The following is a 19,675-nucleotide window of genomic DNA, read 5'->3' on the forward strand; positions in this document are numbered from 1 at the left end:
TTTTCCGTCAAACTGGCGGTGGGAGCAGCCCCCGGAGCCGGCATAGCGTTGAGCCGACCCCGTAACCAGGACCCCTGACCATGCACGACATCGACCCCGTGGAAACCCAGGAATGGCTGGACGCGCTGGAATCCGTACTGGAAAAGGAAGGTGAGGAACGCGCCCGCTACCTGATGACCCGCCTCGGCGAGCTGGCCAGCCGCACCGGCACCCAACTGCCCTACGCCATCACCACTCCCTACCGCAACACCATCCCGGCCGGCCACGAGGCGCGCATGCCGGGCGACCTGTTCATGGAGCGGCGCATCCGCTCGCTGGTGCGCTGGAACGCCCTGGCCATGGTGATGCGCGCCAACCACAAGGACTCGTCGCTGGGCGGCCACATCTCCACCTTCGCCTCCTCGGCGACCCTCTACGACATCGGTTTCAACTACTTCTTCAACGGCCCCACCGAGGAGCACGCCGGCGACCTGATCTACTTCCAGGGCCACGCCTCGCCCGGCTTCTATGCCCGCGCCTACATCGAGGGCCTGCTCACCGACCAGCAGCTGGAGAATTTCCGCCAGGAGGTGGACGGCAAGGGCCTCTCCTCCTACCCGCACCCGCGCCTGATGCCGGGCTTCTGGCAATTCCCCACGGTGTCCATGGGCCTGGGGCCGATCCAGGCGATCTACCAGGCGCGCTTCATGAAGTACCTGGAGAGCCGCGGCTTCATTCCCGCCGGCAAGCAGAAGGTCTGGTGCTTCCTCGGCGACGGAGAGACCGACGAGCCCGAGTCCCTCGGCGCGATCTCCCTGGCCGGGCGCGAGAAGCTGGACAACCTGATCTTCGTGGTGAACTGCAACCTGCAGCGCCTGGACGGCCCGGTTCGCGGCAACGGCAAGATCATCCAGGAGCTCGAAGGCGTGTTCCGCGGCGCCAACTGGAACGTGATCAAGGTGATCTGGGGGCGCTTCTGGGACCCGCTGTTCGCCAAGGACACCGCCGGCCTCATGCAGGCGCGGATGGACGCGGCGGTGGACGGCGACTACCAGAACTACAAGGCCAAGGACGGCGCCTACGTGCGCGAGCACTTCTTCGGCACCCGCCCGGAGCTGCTGGAGATGGTCAAGGACCTCTCCGACGAGGAAATCTGGAACCTCAACCGCGGCGGCCACGACCCCTACAAGGTCTACGCCGCCTACCACGCGGCGGTGAACCACAGCGGCCAGCCCAGCGTGGTGCTGGCCAAGACCATCAAGGGCTACGGCACCGGCACCGGCGAGGCGAAGAACATCGCCCACAACATCCATGAGATCGACGTCGAGAGCCTGCGCGCCTTCCGCGACCGCTTCGACATCCCGATCAAGGACGCGGACCTGGCCGGGCTGCCCTTCTACCGCCCCGAGGAAGGCAGCGCCGAGGCGCGCTACCTGAAGGAACGCCGCGCCTCCCTGGGCGGTTTCATGCCGCACCGCCACGGCAACAGCCTGCGCATCCCGGCGCCGCCGCTGGAAACCCTCAAGGCCATCCTCGACGGCTCGGGCGAGCGCGAAATCTCCACCACCATGGCCTTCGTGCGGATCATCTCGCAGCTGGTCAAGGACAAGGAACTGGGCCCGCGCATCGTCCCGATCATCCCCGACGAGGCGCGCACCTTCGGCATGGAAGGCATGTTCCGCCAGCTCGGCATCTACTCCTCCGTCGGCCAGCTGTACGAGCCGGTCGACAAGGAACAGCTGATGTTCTACCGCGAGGACAAGAAGGGGCAGATCCTCGAGGAAGGCATCACCGAGGCCGGCGGCATGTCGTCGTTCATCGCCGCCGGCACCGCCTACAGCAACTACCGCCAGCCGATGCTGCCGTTCTACATCTTCTATTCGATGTTCGGCTTCCAGCGCATCGGCGACCTGGCCTGGGCCGCCGGCGACAGCCTGACCCGCGGCTTCCTGCTCGGCGGCACCGCCGGGCGCACCACCTTGAACGGCGAGGGCCTGCAGCACGAGGACGGCCACAGCCACGTGCTGGCCGGGGTGATCCCCAACTGCCGCACCTACGACCCGACCTACGCCTACGAGCTGGCGGTGATCATCCAGGAAGGCGTGCGGCAGATGATGCAGGAGCAGCAGGAGGTCTTCTACTACATCACCGTGATGAACGAGAACTACCCCCACCCACCGCTGCCGGCGGGCGTCGAGGCCGGCATCATCAAGGGCATGTACCTGCTCGACGAGGACCACCGCGATGCCGCGCACCATGTGCAGCTGCTCGGCTCCGGCACCATCCTGCGCGAGGTGGAGGCGGCGGCGAGGATCCTGCGTGACGACTTCGGCATCGGCGCCGACGTCTGGTCGGTGCCCAGCTTCAACGAACTGCGCCGCGACGGCCTCGCGGTGGAGCGCTGGAACCGCCTGCACCCGGGGCAGAAGCCCAGGCAGAGCTACGTCGAGGAATGCCTGATCGGGCGCCGGGGGCCGGTGATCGCCTCCACCGATTACCTGAAGGTCTACGCCGAGCAGATCCGCCAGTGGGTGCCGAGCAAGGAATACAAGGTGCTGGGCACCGACGGCTTCGGCCGCAGCGACACCCGCGCCAAGCTGCGCCACTTCTTCGAGGTGGACCGCCACTGGGTGGTGCTCGCCGCGCTGGAAGCCCTGGCCGACCGAGGCGACATCGAGCCGAAGGTGGTGGCCGAGGCCATCGCCAGGTTCGGTCTCGATCCCGAAAAACGCAACCCGCTGGACTGCTGAGGAGAGGCACGATGAGCGAACTGATTCGTGTACCCGACATCGGCAACGGCCAGGGTGAAGTCATCGAACTGCTGGTCAAGGTCGGCGACCGCGTGGAAGCCGAGCAGAGCCTGCTGACCCTGGAGTCGGACAAGGCCAGCATGGAGATTCCCGCGCCGAAAGCAGGCGTGGTGAAAGCCATCAAGGTGAAGATCGGCGACACCCTCAAGGAAGGCGACGAGATTCTCGAACTGGAGGCCGAAGGTGGCGCTGCCGAGGCAAAAGCCGAGGCACCCGCCAAACCGGCTGCTGAAGCACCCAAGCCCGCCGCCGCGCCTGCGCCGCAACCGGTAGCAGCGCCCGCTGACGGTGGCGGCGTGGAAACCATCAAGGTGCCGGATATCGGCAACGGCCAGGGCGAGGTCATCGAGCTGATGGTCAAGGTCGGCGAGCGCATCGAGGCCGACCAGAGCCTGCTGACGCTGGAGTCCGACAAGGCCAGCATGGAGATTCCCGCGCCACGGGCCGGCGTTGTGAAGGCGATCAAGGTGAAGATCGGCGACACGCTCAAGGAAGGCGACGAGATTCTCGAACTGGAAACCGAGGGCGCCGCAGCGGCGGCCAGCGCGCCCGCCGCTGCGGCGCCCGCTTCCGCCCCGGCTCCCGCTCCGGCGAAGGCAGAGAAACCCGCGCCCGCGCCGGCTGCCAGCGGCGGCGTGGAAACCATCCGCGTGCCGGATATCGGCAACGGCCAGGGCAATGTCATCGAACTGATGGTCAAGCTGGGTGACGCCATCGAGGCCGAGCAGAGCCTGCTGACGCTGGAATCCGACAAGGCCAGCATGGAGATTCCCGCGCCGAAAGCAGGTGTGGTGAAAGCCATCAAGGTGAAGATCGGCGACACCCTCAAGGAAGGCGACGAGATTCTCGACCTGGAAGTCGCGGGCGGTGCCCCGGCGGCCACGGCACCGGCGCCGAGCGCATCCGCACCTGCCGCCGCCCCGAGCGCGGAAGCCGAGCCGCCCAGGGCGCGGAACGTCGCCCCAGTGGGCGCGCCCAGCCGCGAAGGCGCCAAGGTCCACGCCGGGCCTGCGGTGCGCATGGTCGCCCGCGAGTTCGGCGTCGAGCTGTCCGACGTGAAGGGCAGCGGTCCCAAGGGCCGCGTCCTCAAGGAAGACGTGCAGGCGTTCGTCAAGGAGCAGCTGCAACGCGCCAAGTCCGGCGCGCCGGCCGGCGCCACTGGCGGCGCGGGCATCCCGCCGATTCCGGAAGTCGACTTCAGCAAGTTCGGCGAAGTGGAAGAAATGGCGATGACCCGGCTGATGCAGGTCGGCGCCGCCAACCTGCACCGCAGCTGGCTGAACGTGCCGCACGTGACCCAGTTCGAGTCCGCCGACATCACCGAGGCGGAAGCCTTCCGCGTGGCGCAGAAGGCCGCCGCCGAGAAGGCCGGGACCAAGCTGACGGTATTGCCGATCCTGCTCAAGGCCTGTGCGCACCTGCTCAAGGAGCTGCCGGACTTCAACAGCTCCCTGGCTCCCAGCGGCAAGGCGCTGATCCGCAAGAAGTACGTGCACATCGGCTTCGCCGTGGACACCCCGGACGGCCTGCTGGTGCCGGTGATCCGCAACGTCGACCAGAAGAGCCTGCTGCAGCTGGCCGCCGAAGCCGCGGACCTCGCGGAAAAGGCGCGCACCAAGAAGCTCTCCGCCGACGCCATGCAGGGCGCCTGCTTCACCATCTCCAGCCTCGGCCACATTGGCGGCACCGGCTTCACGCCGATCGTCAACGCGCCGGAGGTGGCGATCCTCGGTGTGAGCAAGGCGACGATCCAGCCGGTGTGGGACGGCAAGGCCTTCCAGCCGCGCCTGATGCTGCCGCTGTCGCTGTCCTACGACCACCGGGTAATCAACGGCGCGGCGGCGGCGCGGTTCACCAAGCGGCTGGGCGAGTTGCTGGGGGATATCCGCAGCCTGTTGCTTTAGTGCCCGACCCGGTTCGCGAGCAAGCTCGCTCCTACGAAGAGCAGTCCAGCCCGACCTGTAGGAGCGAGCTTGCTCGCGAACCCGTCACATCCGGTCCAGCGGAATCCGCAGGTAACGCACGCCGTTGCCCTCCGCCTCGGGCAACTCCCCGCCACGCATGTTCACCTGGATCGACGGCCAGATCAGCGCCGGCGCGTGGAGCGCCGCGTCGCGCTGCCGGCGCATGGCGACGAAGCTCTCCTCGTCCACGCCGTCGCGCACGTGCACGTTGTCCTGGCGCTGCCGGGCGACGGTGGTCTCGTGCGCGTGTTCCTCCCGCTGCGCCGTCAGGTAGTCGTGGCACATGAACAGCCGGGTCTCGGCGGGCAGCGCGAACAGCCGCTGGATCGAGCGGTACAACTGGCGCGCGTCGCCGCCGGGGAAGTCGCAGCGGGCGGTGCCGTAGTCGGGCATGAACAGGGTGTCGCCGACGAACGCCGCATCGCCGACCCGGTAGGTCATGCACGCCGGCGTGTGGCCCGGGGTGTGCAGCGCCTCGGCCTGCAGTTCGCCGATGAGGAAACGCTCGCCATCGCTGAACAGGTGGTCGAACTGGCTGCCGTCGCAGGGAAACGCCGCGCCCAGGTTGAGCAGCCCGGCGAAGGTGCGCTGCACCGGGGCGATACTGGCGCCGATGGCCAGCCGTCCACCCAGCTCGCCCTTGAGCCAGGCCGAGGCGGACAGGTGATCGGCGTGCAGGTGGGTTTCCAGCAGCCACTCCACCGTCAGGCCCCGTTCGCGCACGTAGTCGACGATGCGTTGGGCGCTGGCGTGGCCGATGCGCCCGGCGGCGGCATCGTAGTCGAGCACCGGGTCGACGATGGCGCAGCGCCCGCTGCGCGGATCGGCCACCACGTAGCTGTAGGTGGAGGTGGCCGGGTCGAAGAAGGGCTGGATGATGGCGCTCATGCCGGTCTCCTCCTCGTATCGCGTTGCCATTCGTAGCCGGCGTGCAGCCCCATCCCCGCCAGCATGGCGAGGCAGAACAGCGCGCCCTGCCAGTAGCCGGCGGCCAGGGTCACCAGCGCCGGCCCCGGGCAGATGCCGGCGATGCCCCAGCCGACGCCGAACAGCAGGCTGCCGCCGATCAGTTGGCCATCCAGGTCGCGGCGCTGCGGCAATTGCATGACGCCACCGAGCAGCGCGCGGTCATGCCGCCGCGCCCAGGCGAAGAACGGCAGCGCCGTGCCGATGGCCCCGGCCATCACCAGCGCCAGCGACGGGTCCCAGCGCCCGGCGAGATCGAGGAAGCCCAGCACCTTCGCCGGGTTGGCCATGCCCGCCAGCAGCAGGCCGACGCCGAACAGCAGGCCGGCGAGAAACGCGACGATCTTGCCCATGGCTCAGCCTCCCAGCAGGTGACGCAGGACGAATACGCTGGCGAAGCCGCTGGCCATGAAGCACAGCGTCGCCACCAGGGAACGGCCGGACAGCCGCGACAGGCCGCAGACGCCGTGCCCGCTGGTGCAGCCGGAGCCGAAGCGGCTGCCCACGCCGACCAGCAGCCCCGCCGCCAGCAGGGGCGCCCAGCCGGACTCGAAGCGAATCTCCGGCAGCGGCCGCAGCGCCGCCCAGAGCAGCGGCGCCGCCAGCAGGCCGAGCAGGAACAGCGAGCCCTCGCCGCCCCATCCGCTGCGTTTGAACAGGCCGCCGAGCAGGCCGCTGATGCCGGCGACGCGGCCGTCGAGCACGGCGAACAGCCCCGCCGCCAGCCCGATCAGCGCGCCACCGGCGAGGGCGCTCCAGGGCGTGAAATTGCTCCAGTCGATCATTTCGAATCCTCCGCGCAGAACAGGCGATACAGGGTCTCGATCACCGCCAGCGCCTGTTGGCTGGCGATGCGGTAGTAGACCTGCTTGCCGTCGCGGCGGGTTTCCACCAGCGCCTCGCGGCGCAGCACCGCCAGCTGTTGCGACAGCGTCGGCTGGGCGATGCCGGTACGGGCTTCCAGTTCGCCGACGTTCAACTCGCCCTGGGCCAGTTGGCAGAGCAGCATCAGGCGGTCCGCATTGGCCAGGGCCTTGAGCAGCTGGCTGGCGGATTCGGCGGATTGGTGCAGGCGCAGGATATCGGCGGGGTCGAGCGGGGTAGCGGTCATGGCAACGGTCTACAAATAAACAATCTATATTTTTATAGATTATTTTCCATGCAATGAACAGCCCCGCCGCGCCCGCTCGGATCAACGGCTTCCCGTAGCGCCAGGCGGCGGAACTGTGCGCACTCAGGCGATCCCGTTCGAAAGTGCGCGCTTGCAGTTGCCGCAAATCCGCCGGATCGGCACGCGCGGCAAGGCGATATAACCGCGGCGGGGGTTCTTCGTAAAACTTTCGTAATGAACCGGGACATTTCAGGAAGTTGGTGCTTAATAGAAACACGGTAACTTCCAGACAGGCCCGTGAACAATGTCTTCGCTACACGCAAACTTCCAGCAGAAGTTCAATGCAAGTTCGCTCCCGGTGATCGCCGATGTATCCGCGGAGCCCCCTTCAGCACGCGGTTCCAGCCAGATCCTGATCATCGTCGAACGCAAGGAAGACTGGGCATCTTATATTCCCAGCGAGGACATGCTGAGTGCGCGCGAATATCTCGAGGATTCGCGCCAGTTCGAACAAGGCAAGCGTATCCAGGTCATCAACCTGTGCCGCAACTATAAATACCTCGGCCATGGTTATTATTGTTCGCTGCTGGCCGAGGCACGCGGTCATAAAGTGATTCCGTCGGTGCGCACACTGAGCGAACTGGCGAAGAAGTCGCTCTACGGGCTGGCCCTCGACGGCCTGGAAAAGTCCCTGGAAAAAGCCCTCGGCCAGCATCCCTGCGCCAGCACCGACGGTTTCACCCTCAGCCTGTACTTCGGCCGCACCGACCTCGCGCCGCTGCAGGACATCGCCCGCCAGCTGTTCGAGGCCTTCCCCTGCCCCATCCTGCTGGTGGACTTCCGCCGCACCGACACCTGGCACATCGCGGGCATCCGCCCCGGCGCCCTGCACAAGCTGCACGAGAGCCAGGAGGACCACTTCGCCGACGCCCTCGACGGCTTCAGCCGGCGCGTCTGGCGCCAGCCCAACTCGCGGCGGCTGGCGCGCTACGACATGGCGATCCTGCACAACCCGGCGGACCCGCTGCCGCCGTCCAACGCCCGCGCGCTGGAGAACTTCGTCCGCGTCGGCGGCAAGCTGGGCATCGACATCGAGCTGATCGAGAAGAAGGACTACGCCCGCCTGGCCGAGTACGACGCCCTGCTGATCCGCGAGACCACCCGCGTCGACGACCACACCTACCGCTTCGCCAAGAAGGCCGAGCGCGAGGGGCTGATCGTGATGGACGACCCGACCTCCATCCTGCGCTGCACCAACAAGGTCTACCTCACCGACCTGCTGCGCAGCCACGGCCTGGGCATGCCGGACACCGAAGTCCTGTACAAGGACAACCCGCAGGAACTGGAGCGCGTCGGCCAGCGGCTGGGCTTCCCGCTGGTGCTGAAGATCCCCGACGGCTGCTTCTCCCGCGGCGTGTACAAGGTGGAGAACGCCCAGCAGCTGCACAGCGTCAGCGCGGAGCTGTTCGAGCACTCGGTGCTGCTGCTCGCCCAGGAATTCCTCTACACCGAGTACGACTGGCGCATCGGCATCCTCAACCGCAGGCCGGTGTTCGCCTGCCAGTACTTCATGTCGCGCGGGCACTGGCAGATCGTCGAGCACAAGGCCGGCGGCGAGGTGATCGGCGAATGCCGCACGCTGCCGGTGGAAAGCGCGCCGCCCGCCGTGGTGGACCTGGCGCTGAAGACCGCCGGCCTGATCGGCGACGGCCTCTACGGCGTGGACCTCAAGGAAGTCAAAGGCGAGGTGCTGGTGATCGAGGTGAACGACAACCCCAACCTCGACGCCGGCATCGAGGACGCCTGCCTCAAGGACGACCTCTACCGCCAGGTACTGGAAGAATTCATCCGCCGCCTGGAGCTCAAGCGCCGCGGCCAGGCGCTCTGAGCACGGCTCTCAAGGAGAAACCAACCATGGAAGCCATGCACATCGGCCTGACCATCCTCATCGCCATCGTGGTGTTCGGCACCGCGATCAACTACTTCGACCACCGCATGAAGCCGCGCGAAGTCCGCGAGGAGGAGCGGCGCAAGGCTCAGCCGAAGCGCACGCAGTAGATCGGCGGCAGGTTGGCCGACAGGCACTGCCAGTGGTCGCCGCCATTCTCCGACAGCCACAGCCCGCCGGTGGTGGAGCCCATCGCCAGGCAGGCGCCGTCGTCGTCCACCGCCAGGCCGTGGCGGTACACCAGGTCGAAGGCCGGGCCCTGCGGCAGGCCGCTGTCGAGCACGTCGAAGCTGGCGCCGCCATCGCGGGTGCGGGTGACCACGAAGCGGCCGTCCACCGGCACCCGGCAGACATCCTTCACCGCCGGGACGAACCAGGCGGTGTCCGGCTGGGTCGGGTGCACCGCGACGGCGAAGCCGAAGCTGGAGGGCTCGACCTGCACGTCATGCCAGTGCGCGCCGCCGTCGGTGGAGGTGAAGATGCCGTTGTGGTGCTGCACCCACAGCCGCTGCGGTTGCGCCGGGCACTGCACCAGGCGGTGCGGGTCCTGGATGGCGCCGTCCTCGCGCAGCTCCGGCGGCATGTAGTCGGCGTACATGCCCGCGGTGGTGTTGCGCCAGTTGGCGCCGCCGTCGTCGCTCTGCCAGATGCCGCCGCAGGACACGCCCACCGTCAGGTGGCGGCTGTCGCGCGGGTCGATGCTGACCGAGTGGATGCCCGGCCAGTCGTAGCCGCCGCCGAACCAGCGGGCGCGCTCGGGGCGGTCCCATAGCGGGCGGTTCAGCTCCCAGCTGTCGCCGCTGTCGGCGCTGCGGAACAACCCCCCGGGAATGGTCCCGGCCCAGAGCACGCCGGGCTCGCTGGCGCCGCCGGTCTCCAGGCACCAGATCTGCTGCAGGTTCCAGGGCGCGGGCGGGGCGTCGCCCTCCTTCGGCGTCGGCAGCGGGTCGGGCTGCGGCGGGTAGACCGGCACGGCGACTTCCTGCCAGTCCTCGCCGGGGCGCTGGCGCCACAGCTTGCAGCCGAAGTGGCCGAGGTTGAGCGCGGCGTACAGGTTGTCGTCGCGGGGGTCGGCCAGCACCATGCTCAGGGGCTCGCCGATGAATTCGCGGCGCGCTTCCTGCCAGCCGTTCACATCGCGCTGGAAGGTGAACAACCCCTTGCGGGTCGCCACCAGCAGTCGATCGTCCATAGTTCCGCCTCCTCAACCGCCACTCAGGGCTTGCACCACGTAGACCTCGCTATCCGCCGCCAGGGCATCGCTCAGGCGGGCGCGGTCGCGCAGGCGCAGGCCGTCGATGAAGATCGTCAGGTGCCGGCGCAGTCCGCCCTGGTCGTCCAGCAGGTAGCCGCGCAGGGCCGGCGCCTCGGCGAACACCGTCTCCAGCGCCGCGCGCAGCGTCGGAGCCGACAGCTCGCGCTCCTCCAGCGCGACGTGGCGCTGGATCGAGGGGGCGAAGACGATACGGCACATGGGCAGGCCCGTTTCTGACGAACGATGTTCCCAGTGTAAGGGAGGCCTGCGCACCCATCGCGGCACGCGACCGGCTGCAGCCGATCGCCCGCGGCGCCTCTGGCACGGTGCTCGCGGCGGCAGCGGCCGGGCATTCAGTTTCGATTCTGCAAAACCAAGCATCTCGAAAATCGCATTTAATGAACGCATCGCCCTGTGCGAGGCTGCTGCAATCGTCAGCCATCCCGTCCGACATGCATCTGCTCGTTTCGCCCGCACCGCTGGAACCCGCCGCCGCCCGCAAGGCCGGCAGCGCTACCCGTCTGCCGCGCAAACATGCCCGCTGGCTCGAACTGCAACCGCTGACCCTGCCTCTCGAACTGGCCTTCTGGGCGCTCTGGCATTGCCGCCATGCGCGCCCACCGGATAGCGCCGGCCGCTGACGGGCCGCCGCGCCCGGACTCCATCGACGGAACTACGCCCAGGAACGGCCCGCGCCCTCCTCGAAGCCAACGTAGCCCGCCGCATCGCCTGCCCGCCTTTTTCTCCCGCGCCCCTCGCGCGGCCCTGGGCGCAGGTCGTCAGCGCATCCGGCTGGATGCAATCGAGAGCCCCATGAATTTCGCCTCCGTGCAAGAAGCCCAGAATTTCCTGTCCCAGAACCCCGATATCGAGATGGTCGAGCTGTTCATCCTCGACGCCAACGGCGTGCCGCGCGGCAAGCTGCTGCACCGCGAGGAACTGCTCGCCGTGTACCAGTCCGGCCGGCCGCTGCCGAGCACCATCCTCGGCCTCACCATCCACGGCGAGGATGTGGAGGATTCCGGGCTGGTCTGGGAGGTCGGCGACATCGACTGCCGCGCCTACCCGCTGCCCGGCAGCCTGGTACGCCTGCCCTGGCGGCAGATTCCGACGGCGGCGGTGCAGGTCAGCATGCACCCCGAGGAAGGCCGGCCTGCGGACATCGCCGACCCGCGCCACGTGCTGATCCGGGTGATCGACCAGCTGAAGGCCGCCGGCTACCACCCGGTGATGGCCTGCGAGCTGGAGTTCTACCTGCTCGACGCCAAGCGCGACGCCAACGGCCGCCCGCAGCCGGCGCTGGACGCCGACGGCGGCCGCCCGCGCGCTACGCAGGTCTACGGCCTGCGCGAGCTGGAGCAGATCGAGCCGTTCCTCGCCGACCTCTATGCAGCCTGCAAGGCGCAGGGCATTCCGGCGCGCACCGCCATCTCCGAATACGCACCGGGCCAGGTGGAGATCACCCTGGAGCACGGCGACGCGCTCACCGCCATGGACCAGGCGGTGCGCTACAAGCGCCTGGTGAAGGGCGTGGCGCACAAGCACGGGATGCAGGCCTGCTTCATGGCCAAGCCGTTCGACGACCTGGCCGGCACCGGCATGCACATGCACGTGTCGCTGGCCGACGCCGAGGGCAACAACCTGTTCGCCAGCCAGGACCCGGCCGGCACTCCCCTGCTCCGCCAGGCCGTGGGCGGCATGCTGAAAAGCCTGCTCGACTCGCTGCTGCTGTTCTGCCCCAACGCCAACTCCTACCGGCGCTTCCAGGCCAACAGCTACGCGCCGCTGGCGCCGACCTGGGGCGTCGACAACCGCACCGTCAGCCTGCGTGTGCCGGGCGGCCCGGCCCCTACCCGGCATGTGGAGCACCGCATCTGCGGCGCCGACGCCAACCCCTACCTGGCGGCGGCGGGAATCCTCGCCGGCATCCACCGCGGCATCCGCGAGGACATCGACCCCGGCACGCCGGTGGAAGGCAACGGCTATGCCCAGGCCAAGGAACTGCTGCCCACCGACTGGCTCACCTCGCTGCGCGCGCTGGAAGGTTCCAGCTGGGCGCGGGATGCGCTGGGGCACGAGTTCCTCGGCGTCTACCTCGCGGTGAAGCGCGCCGAGTACCGCCAGTTCATGGGCGAGGTCGGCGAGCAGGACTGGCGCTGGTACCTGACCCAGGCGTGAGGGCGTCCGAACGCCCCTCAGCCAAACCCTTGCCGCCATCGAGCAAGGGCAACCGAACAACGACAGGAACACCGAAATGAACGCTGCACTGAAACCCGCCACGCCCGCCCCCGAGCGCGCGAAGTCGTATTACTCCGCGAGCCTCAACGAAGAGACCAACTACCCCACGCTGCAGGGCGAGGTGAACGTCGACATCGCCATCATCGGCGGCGGCTTCACCGGCGTCGCCACCGCCGTGGAACTGGCCGAGCGCGGCTACAAGGTCGCCATCGTCGAGACCAACAAGGTCGGCTGGGGCGCCAGCGGGCGCAACGGCGGGCAGGTCACCGGCAGCCTCTCGGGCGATGCCGCGATGAGCAAGCAGATGCGCCAGTGGCTGGGCGACGAGGTCGACGATTTCATCTGGCACCTGCGCTGGCGCGGCCACGAGATCATCAAGGCCCGCGTGGAAAAGTACGGCATCCCGTGCGACCTGAAGTTCGGCCACCTGCACGCGGCGATGAAGCCGACGCACATGGACGAGCTGAAGGCGTCCTACGACGAAGCCAAGCGCCGCGGCATGGGCGACGAGATCACCCTGCTGGACAGCGCCGGCGTGCGCGCGCACCTGGAGAGCGACCTCTACTGCGGCGCGATCAAGAACACCCGCAACATGCACCTGCACCCGCTCAACCTGTGCATCGGCGAGGCGAAGGCGGCGGCCAGCCTGGGCGCGATGATCTTCGAGCATTCCGAGGTGCTGGACATCATCCACGGCCCGCGTCCGGCAGTGGTGACCTCGGGCGGGCGGATCAACGCCGCGCAGGTGATGCTCGCCGGCGACGTCTACCACAAGCTGGAGCGCAAGCAGCTCAAGGGCATGATCTTCCCGGCCATGGGCGGCATCGTCACCACCAAGCCGCTGGGCGAACTGGCCAGGCGCCTCAACCCGCAGGACCTGGCGGTCTACGACTGCCGCTTCGTGCTCGACTACTACCGCATGACCGGCGACGGCCGCCTGCTGTTCGGCGGCGGCGCCAACTACTCGGGCCGCGATTCGCGCGACATCGCCGGCGAGCTGCGCCCGTGCATCGAACGCACCTTCCCGGCGCTCAAGGGCGTGGACATCGAGTTCCAGTGGAGCTGCGCCATGGGCATCGTGATGAACCGCATCCCGCAGCTGGGCAAGCTGTCGGAGAACGTCTGGTACTGCCAGGGCTACTCCGGCCACGGCGTGGCGACCACCCACATCATGGGCGAGATCATGGCCACGGCGATGACCGGCGACCTGGAGAAGTTCGACACCTTCGCCCAGTGCAAGCACATCCGCGTGCCCCTGGGCGACGTGTTCGGCAACCCGATGCTGGCGGCGGGCATGTGGTACTACCAGATGATGGAGAAGCTGCGCTGAGCCGACGCCGGCCTTGCCGGCGGATCGCGGACAAGGTCCGCTCCTACACCTGCGAGGTACACCGCTTTCGTAGGAGCGGAGCTTCTCCGCGATGCTTTTGGTTCTGTTTGGGTGTTTCTGCGCCGCTTCGGTGTGTGCTGAGAGATTTTGTTTCGCCCCCTCGGGCGACCTACTTTGGCAAGTGCCCCAAAGTAGGCAAAGGTCTGTGCCCCTGCATCCGGTTTTTCGCCTAGGCGAAAAATTCCCTCGCTCCATCGGAGTTTCAGGGGCCCGCGTTGACGGGCCATCCCTGGCCCGACAACGCTCTCGCGGCATCCATGCCGCTCAACCCCTGAAACTCCGATTCCACTCGGCCTCCTGAAGGGGCGCTCCGGCGCGCGCGGATATTCCTCTGGAAACCGCTTTTCGCTCTTTCTCTTTTGTAGGAGCGAGCTTGCTCGCGAACCGGGGCTGATCGCGGACGAAGTCCGCTCCTACGATGGGATCGGCTTTCGTAGGAGAGACGGGGGCGCCTAGCCTCCGTCCGCGATGCTCTTCGTAGGGCGAATAACGCGCAGCGTTATCCGCCGCGATGGGTATCGCTTCGCTCCACACCATCCTACGACGTGCAAATCCTTCAGACACGGCGCTGCCTGTCACACCGAAATCCCAGGCGCGCGCAGGGTCCCGTCAGGAGGCCGAGTGGAGGCATTGCGCAGAGGGGCGAGCGGCATGGATGCCGCGAGAGGCGTAAAGGGCCAGGGACGGCCCTTGTACGCCGACCCTCGGAGCAATGCCGGAGCGAGGGAAGTCTGAGCGAAGCGAAGACCCGGATGTCGGGACGGGTCCTTTTGGTTCCTTTTGGGACGCCAAAAGGGACTCGCCCGGGAGGGCGAAACCAAATCTCCCAGCGCACGCCAAAGCGGAGCGGAAACACCGGTCACAAAGAGTGGTGGATAACGCGCGGCGTTATCCACCGTACAAAAAGCATCGCGGAGAAGCTCCGCTCCTACAGGCAGGTGGGCCTCGGCGCTCGTCGGGTCGGTCAGCGCAACGGCCCGTCCGGCGCTTCGTCCAGTTGCGCCAGCAGCATCGGCAGGCCGTCGCCCTCGGCGGGCAGCAGCGCCCACTGTTCCTTCTCGCCCAGGCGGCGGTAGCTCTGCCGCACCTGGCTGCCCAGCGGCAGCGGCGCCTTGAAGTGCGCGTCCAGGCGTACCTGGTCGGCCAGGCGGCGGCCGGTCAGGCTGCGCGCCAGCCCCCACATGCCGTGGGCGAAGGGTTTGCCGAAGCCGTAGCGGGAGGCCATCAGGCGCGACAGGTGCAGGGGGTTGAAGTCGCCGCTCAGGCCGGCGTAACGCCAGCCGACGATCTTCGGTACGCGCCATTGCACGCCGGCATGGACCGGCGCGTCCAGGTCGCGCCACTGGGCGCGTTCCGGCAGCGGGTCAGGCTCGGCCCCGGGGTCGAGGAAGTCGCCGCGGCGCAGGTAGGTGGTGATCGATTGCCAGTAGAGCATGTCGTGGTGCCAGGCCTCGGTCTGCACGTCCACCTCCAGCCCCAGCGCGCTGCGCCGGCTGGTGAGGATGCGGCAGTCGAACTGCAGCGGCTCGTGCTCGTCGAGCAGGCGGTAGCGCTGGATGTGGCTGCGCAGGTGGATCAGCCCGAGCACCGACAGCGGCATGCGCGAGCGGCTGAGCAGGCGCAGGTGCAGCGGCAGGCTGATCACCTGCGGATAGAGCAGCGGCACGCCCAGCGCCGGGTCGAGGCCGAAGTGCTGGCGGTAGGCGCGCAGGTGGCGCAGGTCGAAATGCAGGGTGCGGCTGTCCATCGCCAGGTAGGGAACGCGCTCATCGCGGCCAAGGCCACGGCGCGGCAGCAGCATGCGGCTGTAACTGCCCAGCAGGGAGGGCAACTTTCGCTTCACGGACGGCTCCGGATGAATTCGCGCCGCCTAGCATGGGCAATGCCGGGCGGCGCGACAAGCCGCCAAAGGTCGGGTGCCGCTGGCGGGCCGCTGCGGGTCGCTAGCGCTCGCCCTTCTCCAGGCGGCGCAGGTGGCAGGTCACTTCCTCGCGGTCGTGGTAGAGCTGCTTGCAGCCGACCTGCACCTTCAGGCCGCGCTCGCGGAAGGCTTCGTGCAGGCGGTCGAGGATGCGCCGCACCTCGGCGTAGCGCTGCTTCATCGGCAGCTTGAGGTTGACGATGGCCTCGCGGCACAGGCCCTCGCCGATCCAGGTTTCCATCATGGCGCCGGTGCGCGCGGGCTTCTCGACGATGTCGCAGACCATCCAGTCCATGCGCTGGCGCGGGCGGAAGGCGTAGCCGTCGACGCGCTGGTGATCGACCAGTCCGGAGTAGATCAGGTTTTCCGCCATCGGCCCGTTGTCCACGGCGGTGACGCGCATCTCGCGGTTGACCAGTTGCCAGGTCCAGCCGCCGGGAGAGGCGCCCAGGTCCACGGCGAGCATGCCCGGCGCCAGGCGGCGGTCCCAGTCGGCGCGCGGGATGAAGTGGTGCCAGGCCTCCTCCAGCTTGAGGGTCGAGCGGCTCGGCGCCTCGCGGGGGAACTTCAGGCGCGGGATGCCCATCGGCCACATGGCGCTGTTGCGCGGCTCGGCCAGGCCGACGAACACCTCGCGGCCGGAGCGGAAGGTCAGCAGCAGGCGCGGCAGGCCCGGGTCGTCCACCAGCCTGCCGGCCTTGGCCAGGGCGGCGCGCAGGGGCTTTTCGAACTTGCGGCAGAAGGTCGAGAGTTCCTTGCCCTCGTTGGTGTCGAACACCTCCAGCCAGAGGCTGCCGCACACTGGGAAGCCGGCCAGGGCGTCGAGCAGCACGCCGATGCGGTCCTGCTCCGGCAGCGCGGTGAAGCCCGCGCCGCGCGCCCACTGGCGCGGGAAGATCAGCTCGGCAAAGCGCAGCTGGCGCATCAGGCGCTCGGCGCCATCGGTCTCCGTGCAGATGAACTCGGCGTAGGCGCTGGACGGCTTGGCCCGCGCGTAGCCGGGGATTTCCAGGCGCGCGGCATGCTCGGACAGTTCGGCGCAGACCTCGTTCTCGAAGCCCGGGCGGCAATGCAGTAACAGGGTATTCATCGGGGCGTCTCCTCGGCCGCGCACTATAGAGGCTGCCCGCGAAGGTTTCATGCAGATTCGCAGGAATCCGCCTTCACGCGGCAGGAACCCCAGCAGCGGGCGGCCGGTCCAGAACAGATGGCAAGACCCCGCAGTGCGGTCTAGCTTGAGTGATCTGGTGCACCGCCCGCCGCCTGGCGCCGGTGATTACCCTGCATCGGCGGCCCGCTGCCGATCCAAGCCCGAGGAGAATGTCATGCCCGCCGTGGATAGCCTGAACAGCCTGCGCACCCTGGAGGTCGCCGGCAAGACCTATCACTATTACAGCCTGCCCGAAGCGGCGAAGCGCCTGGGGGACCTGGGCAAGCTGCCGATGTCCCTGAAAGTGCTGCTGGAAAACCTGCTGCGCTGGGAAGACGACAACACCGTCACCGGCGACGACCTCAAGGCCCTGGCCGGCTGGCTGAACACCCGCAGTTCCGAACGCGAGATCCAGTACCGCCCCGCGCGGGTGCTGATGCAGGACTTCACCGGCGTGCCGGCGGTGGTCGACCTCGCCGCCATGCGCGACGCCATGGCCAGGGCTGGTGGCGATCCGCAGAAGATCAACCCGCTGTCCCCGGTCGACCTGGTCATCGACCACTCGGTGATGGTCGACAAGTTCGCCAGCCAGTCCGCCTTCGCCCAGAACGTCGAGATCGAGATGCAGCGCAACGGCGAGCGCTACGCCTTCCTGCGCTGGGGGCAGAACGCCTTCGACAACTTCCGCGTGGTGCCGCCGGGCACCGGCATCTGCCACCAGGTCAACCTGGAATACCTGGGGCGCACCGTCTGGACCAAGGACGAGGACGGCCGCACCTACGCCTTCCCCGACACCCTGGTCGGCACCGACTCGCACACCACCATGATCAACGGCCTCGGCGTGCTCGGCTGGGGCGTCGGCGGCATCGAGGCCGAGGCGGCGATGCTCGGCCAGCCGGTGTCGATGCTGATTCCCGAGGTGATCGGCTTCAAGCTCACCGGCAAGCTGAAGGAAGGCATCACCGCCACCGACCTGGTGCTGACGGTGACCCAGATGCTGCGCAAGAAGGGCGTGGTCGGGAAGTTCGTCGAATTCTACGGCGACGGCCTGGCCGACCTGCCGCTGGCCGACCGCGCCACCATCGCCAACATGGCCCCGGAATACGGCGCCACCTGCGGCTTCTTCCCGGTGGACGAGATCACCCTGGGCTACCTGCGCCTGTCCGGCCGCCCGGATGACGCGGTCCAGTTGGTGGAGGCCTATTGCAAGGCCCAGGGCCTGTGGCGCGAGAAGGGCCACGAGCCGGTGTTCACCGACACCCTGCAGCTGGACCTGGGCGACGTCGAGGCCAGCCTCGCCGGGCCCAAGCGCCCGCAGGACCGCGTCGCCCTCGGCCACGTCAGCCAGGCCTTCGACGACTTCCTCGGCCTGCAGATCATGCCCGCCTCCACCGAGGAGGGCCGGCTGCTCAGCGAGGGCGGCGGCGGGGCCGCGGTGGGGGCCTCGACGCCGTCCGGGGAGATCGACTACCAGCACGACGGCCACACCTACCGGCTGAAGAACGGCGCCGTGGTGATCGCCGCCATCACCTCCTGCACCAACACCTCCAACCCCAGCGTGATGATGGCCGCCGGCCTGCTGGCGAAGAAGGCGCTGGAGAAGGGCCTGCAGCGCAAGCCCTGGGTGAAGAGCTCGCTGGCGCCCGGCTCCAAGGTGGTCACCGACTACTTCCGCGCCGCCGGCCTGACCCGCTACCTGGACGAACTGGGCTTCGACCTGGTGGGCTACGGCTGCACCACCTGCATCGGCAACTCCGGCCCGTTGCTGGAGCCCATCGAGAAAGCCGTCCAGCAGGCCGACCTGACGGTGGCCTCGGTGCTTTCCGGCAACCGAAACTTCGAGGGCCGCGTGCATCCGCTGGTGAAGACCAACTGGCTGGCCTCGCCGCCGCTGGTGGTGGCCTACGCCCTGGCCGGCACCGTGCGCACCGACCTGACCAGGGACCCGCTGGGCACCGGCAAGGATGGCCAGCCGGTCTACCTGAAGGACATCTGGCCGACCCAGAAGGAAATCGCCGAAGCGATCCAGAAAGTGGACACGGCGATGTTCCACAAGGAGTACGCCGAAGTCTTCCAGGGCGACGAGAAGTGGCGCGCGATCCAGGTGCCGGACGCCAAGACCTACACCTGGCACGACGACTCCACCTACATCCAGCACCCGCCCTTCTTCGAGCACATCGCCGAGGCGCCGCCGAAGGTCGGGGACATCCAGGGCGCCCGCATCCTCGCCGTGCTGGGCGACTCGGTGACCACCGACCACATCTCCCCCGCCGGCAACATCAAGAAGGACAGCCCGGCCGGCCGCTACCTCAGCGAGCACGGCGTGGCCTACGTCGACTTCAACTCCTATGGCTCGCGGCGCGGGAACCATGAGGTGATGATGCGCGGCACCTTCGCCAACATCCGCATCAGGAACGAGATGCTCGGCGGCGAGGAAGGCGGCAACACGCTGCATGTGCCCAGCGGCGACACGCTGGCGATCTACGACGCGGCCATGCGCTACCAGCAGGACGGCACGCCGCTGGTGATCGTCGCCGGCAAGGAATACGGCACCGGTTCCTCTCGCGACTGGGCGGCCAAGGGCACCAACCTGCTGGGCGTGAAGGCGGTGATCGCCGAGAGCTTCGAGCGCATCCACCGCTCCAACCTGGTGGGCATGGGCGTGCTGCCGCTGCAGTTCAAGGACGGCCAGGAGCGCAAGGCGCTGAAGCTCACCGGCCGGGAAGTGCTGAGCATCGGCGGGCTGTCCGGCGAGCTGAAGCCGCACATGAACCTCAAGGTCGAGGTGCAGCGCGAGGACGGCGGCCGCGACAGCTTCGAGGTGCTCTGCCGCATCGATACCCAGAACGAAGTCGAGTACTTCAAGGCCGGCGGCATCCTCCACTACGTGCTGCGCAGCCTGATCTGAGCCCGCCCCTGCTGCGGCCCGCAACGGGCCGCAGC

General features: G+C 68.1%; 16 protein-coding genes. 8 read left to right on the forward strand and 8 right to left on the reverse strand.

What is annotated here, in order from left to right:
• Window positions 1–80 precede the first annotated feature (80 nt).
• Entirely contained in the window at window positions 81–2,729 is a 2,649-nt protein-coding gene (gene aceE / locus AC3B6A_RS16895) for a pyruvate dehydrogenase (acetyl-transferring), homodimeric type (protein WP_488398362.1), read from the forward strand.
• An 11-nt stretch (window positions 2,730–2,740) separates the two neighbouring features.
• Window positions 2,741–4,693, forward strand: coding sequence for a dihydrolipoyllysine-residue acetyltransferase (aceF, locus tag AC3B6A_RS16900; protein WP_488398363.1), 1,953 nt, complete (start codon window positions 2,741–2,743; stop codon window positions 4,691–4,693).
• 84 nt (window positions 4,694–4,777) lie between these two features.
• On the opposite strand, the gene AC3B6A_RS16905 is transcribed toward aceF, so the two are convergent.
• Genes AC3B6A_RS16905 through AC3B6A_RS16920 form a run of 4 tightly spaced genes read right to left on the reverse strand, consistent with a single transcriptional unit; the run spans window position 4,778 to window position 6,830 of the window.
• Window positions 4,778–5,641 carry an MBL fold metallo-hydrolase gene (locus AC3B6A_RS16905; RefSeq protein WP_488398364.1) on the reverse strand — a complete coding sequence of 288 codons (864 nt, stop codon included), beginning with the start codon at window positions 5,639–5,641 and terminating at the stop codon, window positions 4,778–4,780.
• Window positions 5,638–6,072: a DUF6691 family protein gene (locus AC3B6A_RS16910; protein ID WP_488398365.1), complete on the reverse strand. Its 435-nt coding sequence runs from the start codon at window positions 6,070–6,072 to the stop codon at window positions 5,638–5,640. The genes AC3B6A_RS16905 and AC3B6A_RS16910 overlap by 4 nt, the downstream gene beginning before the upstream one ends.
• Window positions 6,073–6,075: 3 nt before the next feature.
• The gene (locus AC3B6A_RS16915) at window positions 6,076–6,504 is read right to left on the reverse strand and encodes a YeeE/YedE family protein (protein WP_488398366.1); all 429 of its coding nucleotides are present in this window, start codon (window positions 6,502–6,504) and stop codon (window positions 6,076–6,078) included.
• The gene (locus AC3B6A_RS16920; RefSeq protein WP_488398367.1) at window positions 6,501–6,830 is read right to left on the reverse strand and encodes an ArsR/SmtB family transcription factor; all 330 of its coding nucleotides are present in this window, start codon (window positions 6,828–6,830) and stop codon (window positions 6,501–6,503) included. The genes AC3B6A_RS16915 and AC3B6A_RS16920 overlap by 4 nt, the downstream gene beginning before the upstream one ends.
• 304 nt (window positions 6,831–7,134) lie before the next feature.
• On the opposite strand from AC3B6A_RS16920, the gene AC3B6A_RS16925 reads away from it, so the two are divergent.
• Both AC3B6A_RS16925 and AC3B6A_RS16930 read left to right on the forward strand, forming a co-directional pair.
• Window positions 7,135–8,718 (forward strand): RimK family ATP-grasp domain-containing protein, encoded by a 1,584-nt coding sequence (locus AC3B6A_RS16925; protein ID WP_488398368.1) that lies wholly within the window; start codon window positions 7,135–7,137, stop codon window positions 8,716–8,718.
• Window positions 8,719–8,744: 26 nt separating this feature from the next.
• Window positions 8,745–8,888, forward strand: coding sequence for a hypothetical protein (locus AC3B6A_RS16930; protein ID WP_488398369.1), 144 nt, complete (start codon window positions 8,745–8,747; stop codon window positions 8,886–8,888).
• Here AC3B6A_RS16930 and AC3B6A_RS16935 read toward each other — a convergent pair.
• Both AC3B6A_RS16935 and AC3B6A_RS16940 read right to left on the reverse strand, forming a co-directional pair.
• Entirely contained in the window at window positions 8,867–9,970 is a 1,104-nt protein-coding gene (locus tag AC3B6A_RS16935) for a WD40/YVTN/BNR-like repeat-containing protein (RefSeq protein ID WP_488398370.1), read from the reverse strand. The two genes, AC3B6A_RS16930 and AC3B6A_RS16935, sit on opposite strands and share 22 nt — an antisense overlap.
• A 12-nt stretch (window positions 9,971–9,982) precedes the next feature.
• Entirely contained in the window at window positions 9,983–10,252 is a 270-nt protein-coding gene (locus AC3B6A_RS16940) for a ubiquitin family protein (RefSeq protein WP_488398371.1), read from the reverse strand.
• Between the two features lie 233 nt (window positions 10,253–10,485).
• Between AC3B6A_RS16940 and AC3B6A_RS16945 the strand changes: the two genes are divergently transcribed.
• The 3 genes from AC3B6A_RS16945 (at window position 10,486) to AC3B6A_RS16955 (ending at window position 13,601) form a co-directional block, all read left to right on the forward strand.
• Window positions 10,486–10,674 (forward strand): hypothetical protein, encoded by a 189-nt coding sequence (locus tag AC3B6A_RS16945; protein ID WP_488403622.1) that lies wholly within the window; start codon window positions 10,486–10,488, stop codon window positions 10,672–10,674.
• A 172-nt stretch (window positions 10,675–10,846) separates the two neighbouring features.
• Window positions 10,847–12,211, forward strand: a complete 1,365-nt coding sequence (locus AC3B6A_RS16950) for a glutamine synthetase family protein (protein WP_488398372.1) — start codon at window positions 10,847–10,849, stop codon at window positions 12,209–12,211.
• Between the two features lie 76 nt (window positions 12,212–12,287).
• Window positions 12,288–13,601, forward strand: coding sequence for an NAD(P)/FAD-dependent oxidoreductase (locus tag AC3B6A_RS16955; protein ID WP_488398373.1), 1,314 nt, complete (start codon window positions 12,288–12,290; stop codon window positions 13,599–13,601).
• A gap of 1,024 nt (window positions 13,602–14,625) precedes the next feature.
• Here AC3B6A_RS16955 and AC3B6A_RS16960 read toward each other — a convergent pair.
• The gene (locus AC3B6A_RS16960) at window positions 14,626–15,504 is read right to left on the reverse strand and encodes a MaoC family dehydratase (RefSeq protein ID WP_488398374.1); all 879 of its coding nucleotides are present in this window, start codon (window positions 15,502–15,504) and stop codon (window positions 14,626–14,628) included.
• A gap of 100 nt (window positions 15,505–15,604) precedes the next feature.
• Window positions 15,605–16,672: a 23S rRNA (cytidine(2498)-2'-O)-methyltransferase RlmM gene (gene rlmM / locus AC3B6A_RS16965; protein ID WP_488398375.1), complete on the reverse strand. Its 1,068-nt coding sequence runs from the start codon at window positions 16,670–16,672 to the stop codon at window positions 15,605–15,607.
• Window positions 16,673–16,907: 235 nt separating this feature from the next.
• Between rlmM and acnA the strand changes: the two genes are divergently transcribed.
• Window positions 16,908–19,640: an aconitate hydratase AcnA gene (acnA, locus tag AC3B6A_RS16970; protein WP_488398376.1), complete on the forward strand. Its 2,733-nt coding sequence runs from the start codon at window positions 16,908–16,910 to the stop codon at window positions 19,638–19,640.
• Window positions 19,641–19,675: the final 35 nt, after the last annotated feature.

Source organism: Pseudomonas sp. B12(2026) (assembly GCF_057767015.1).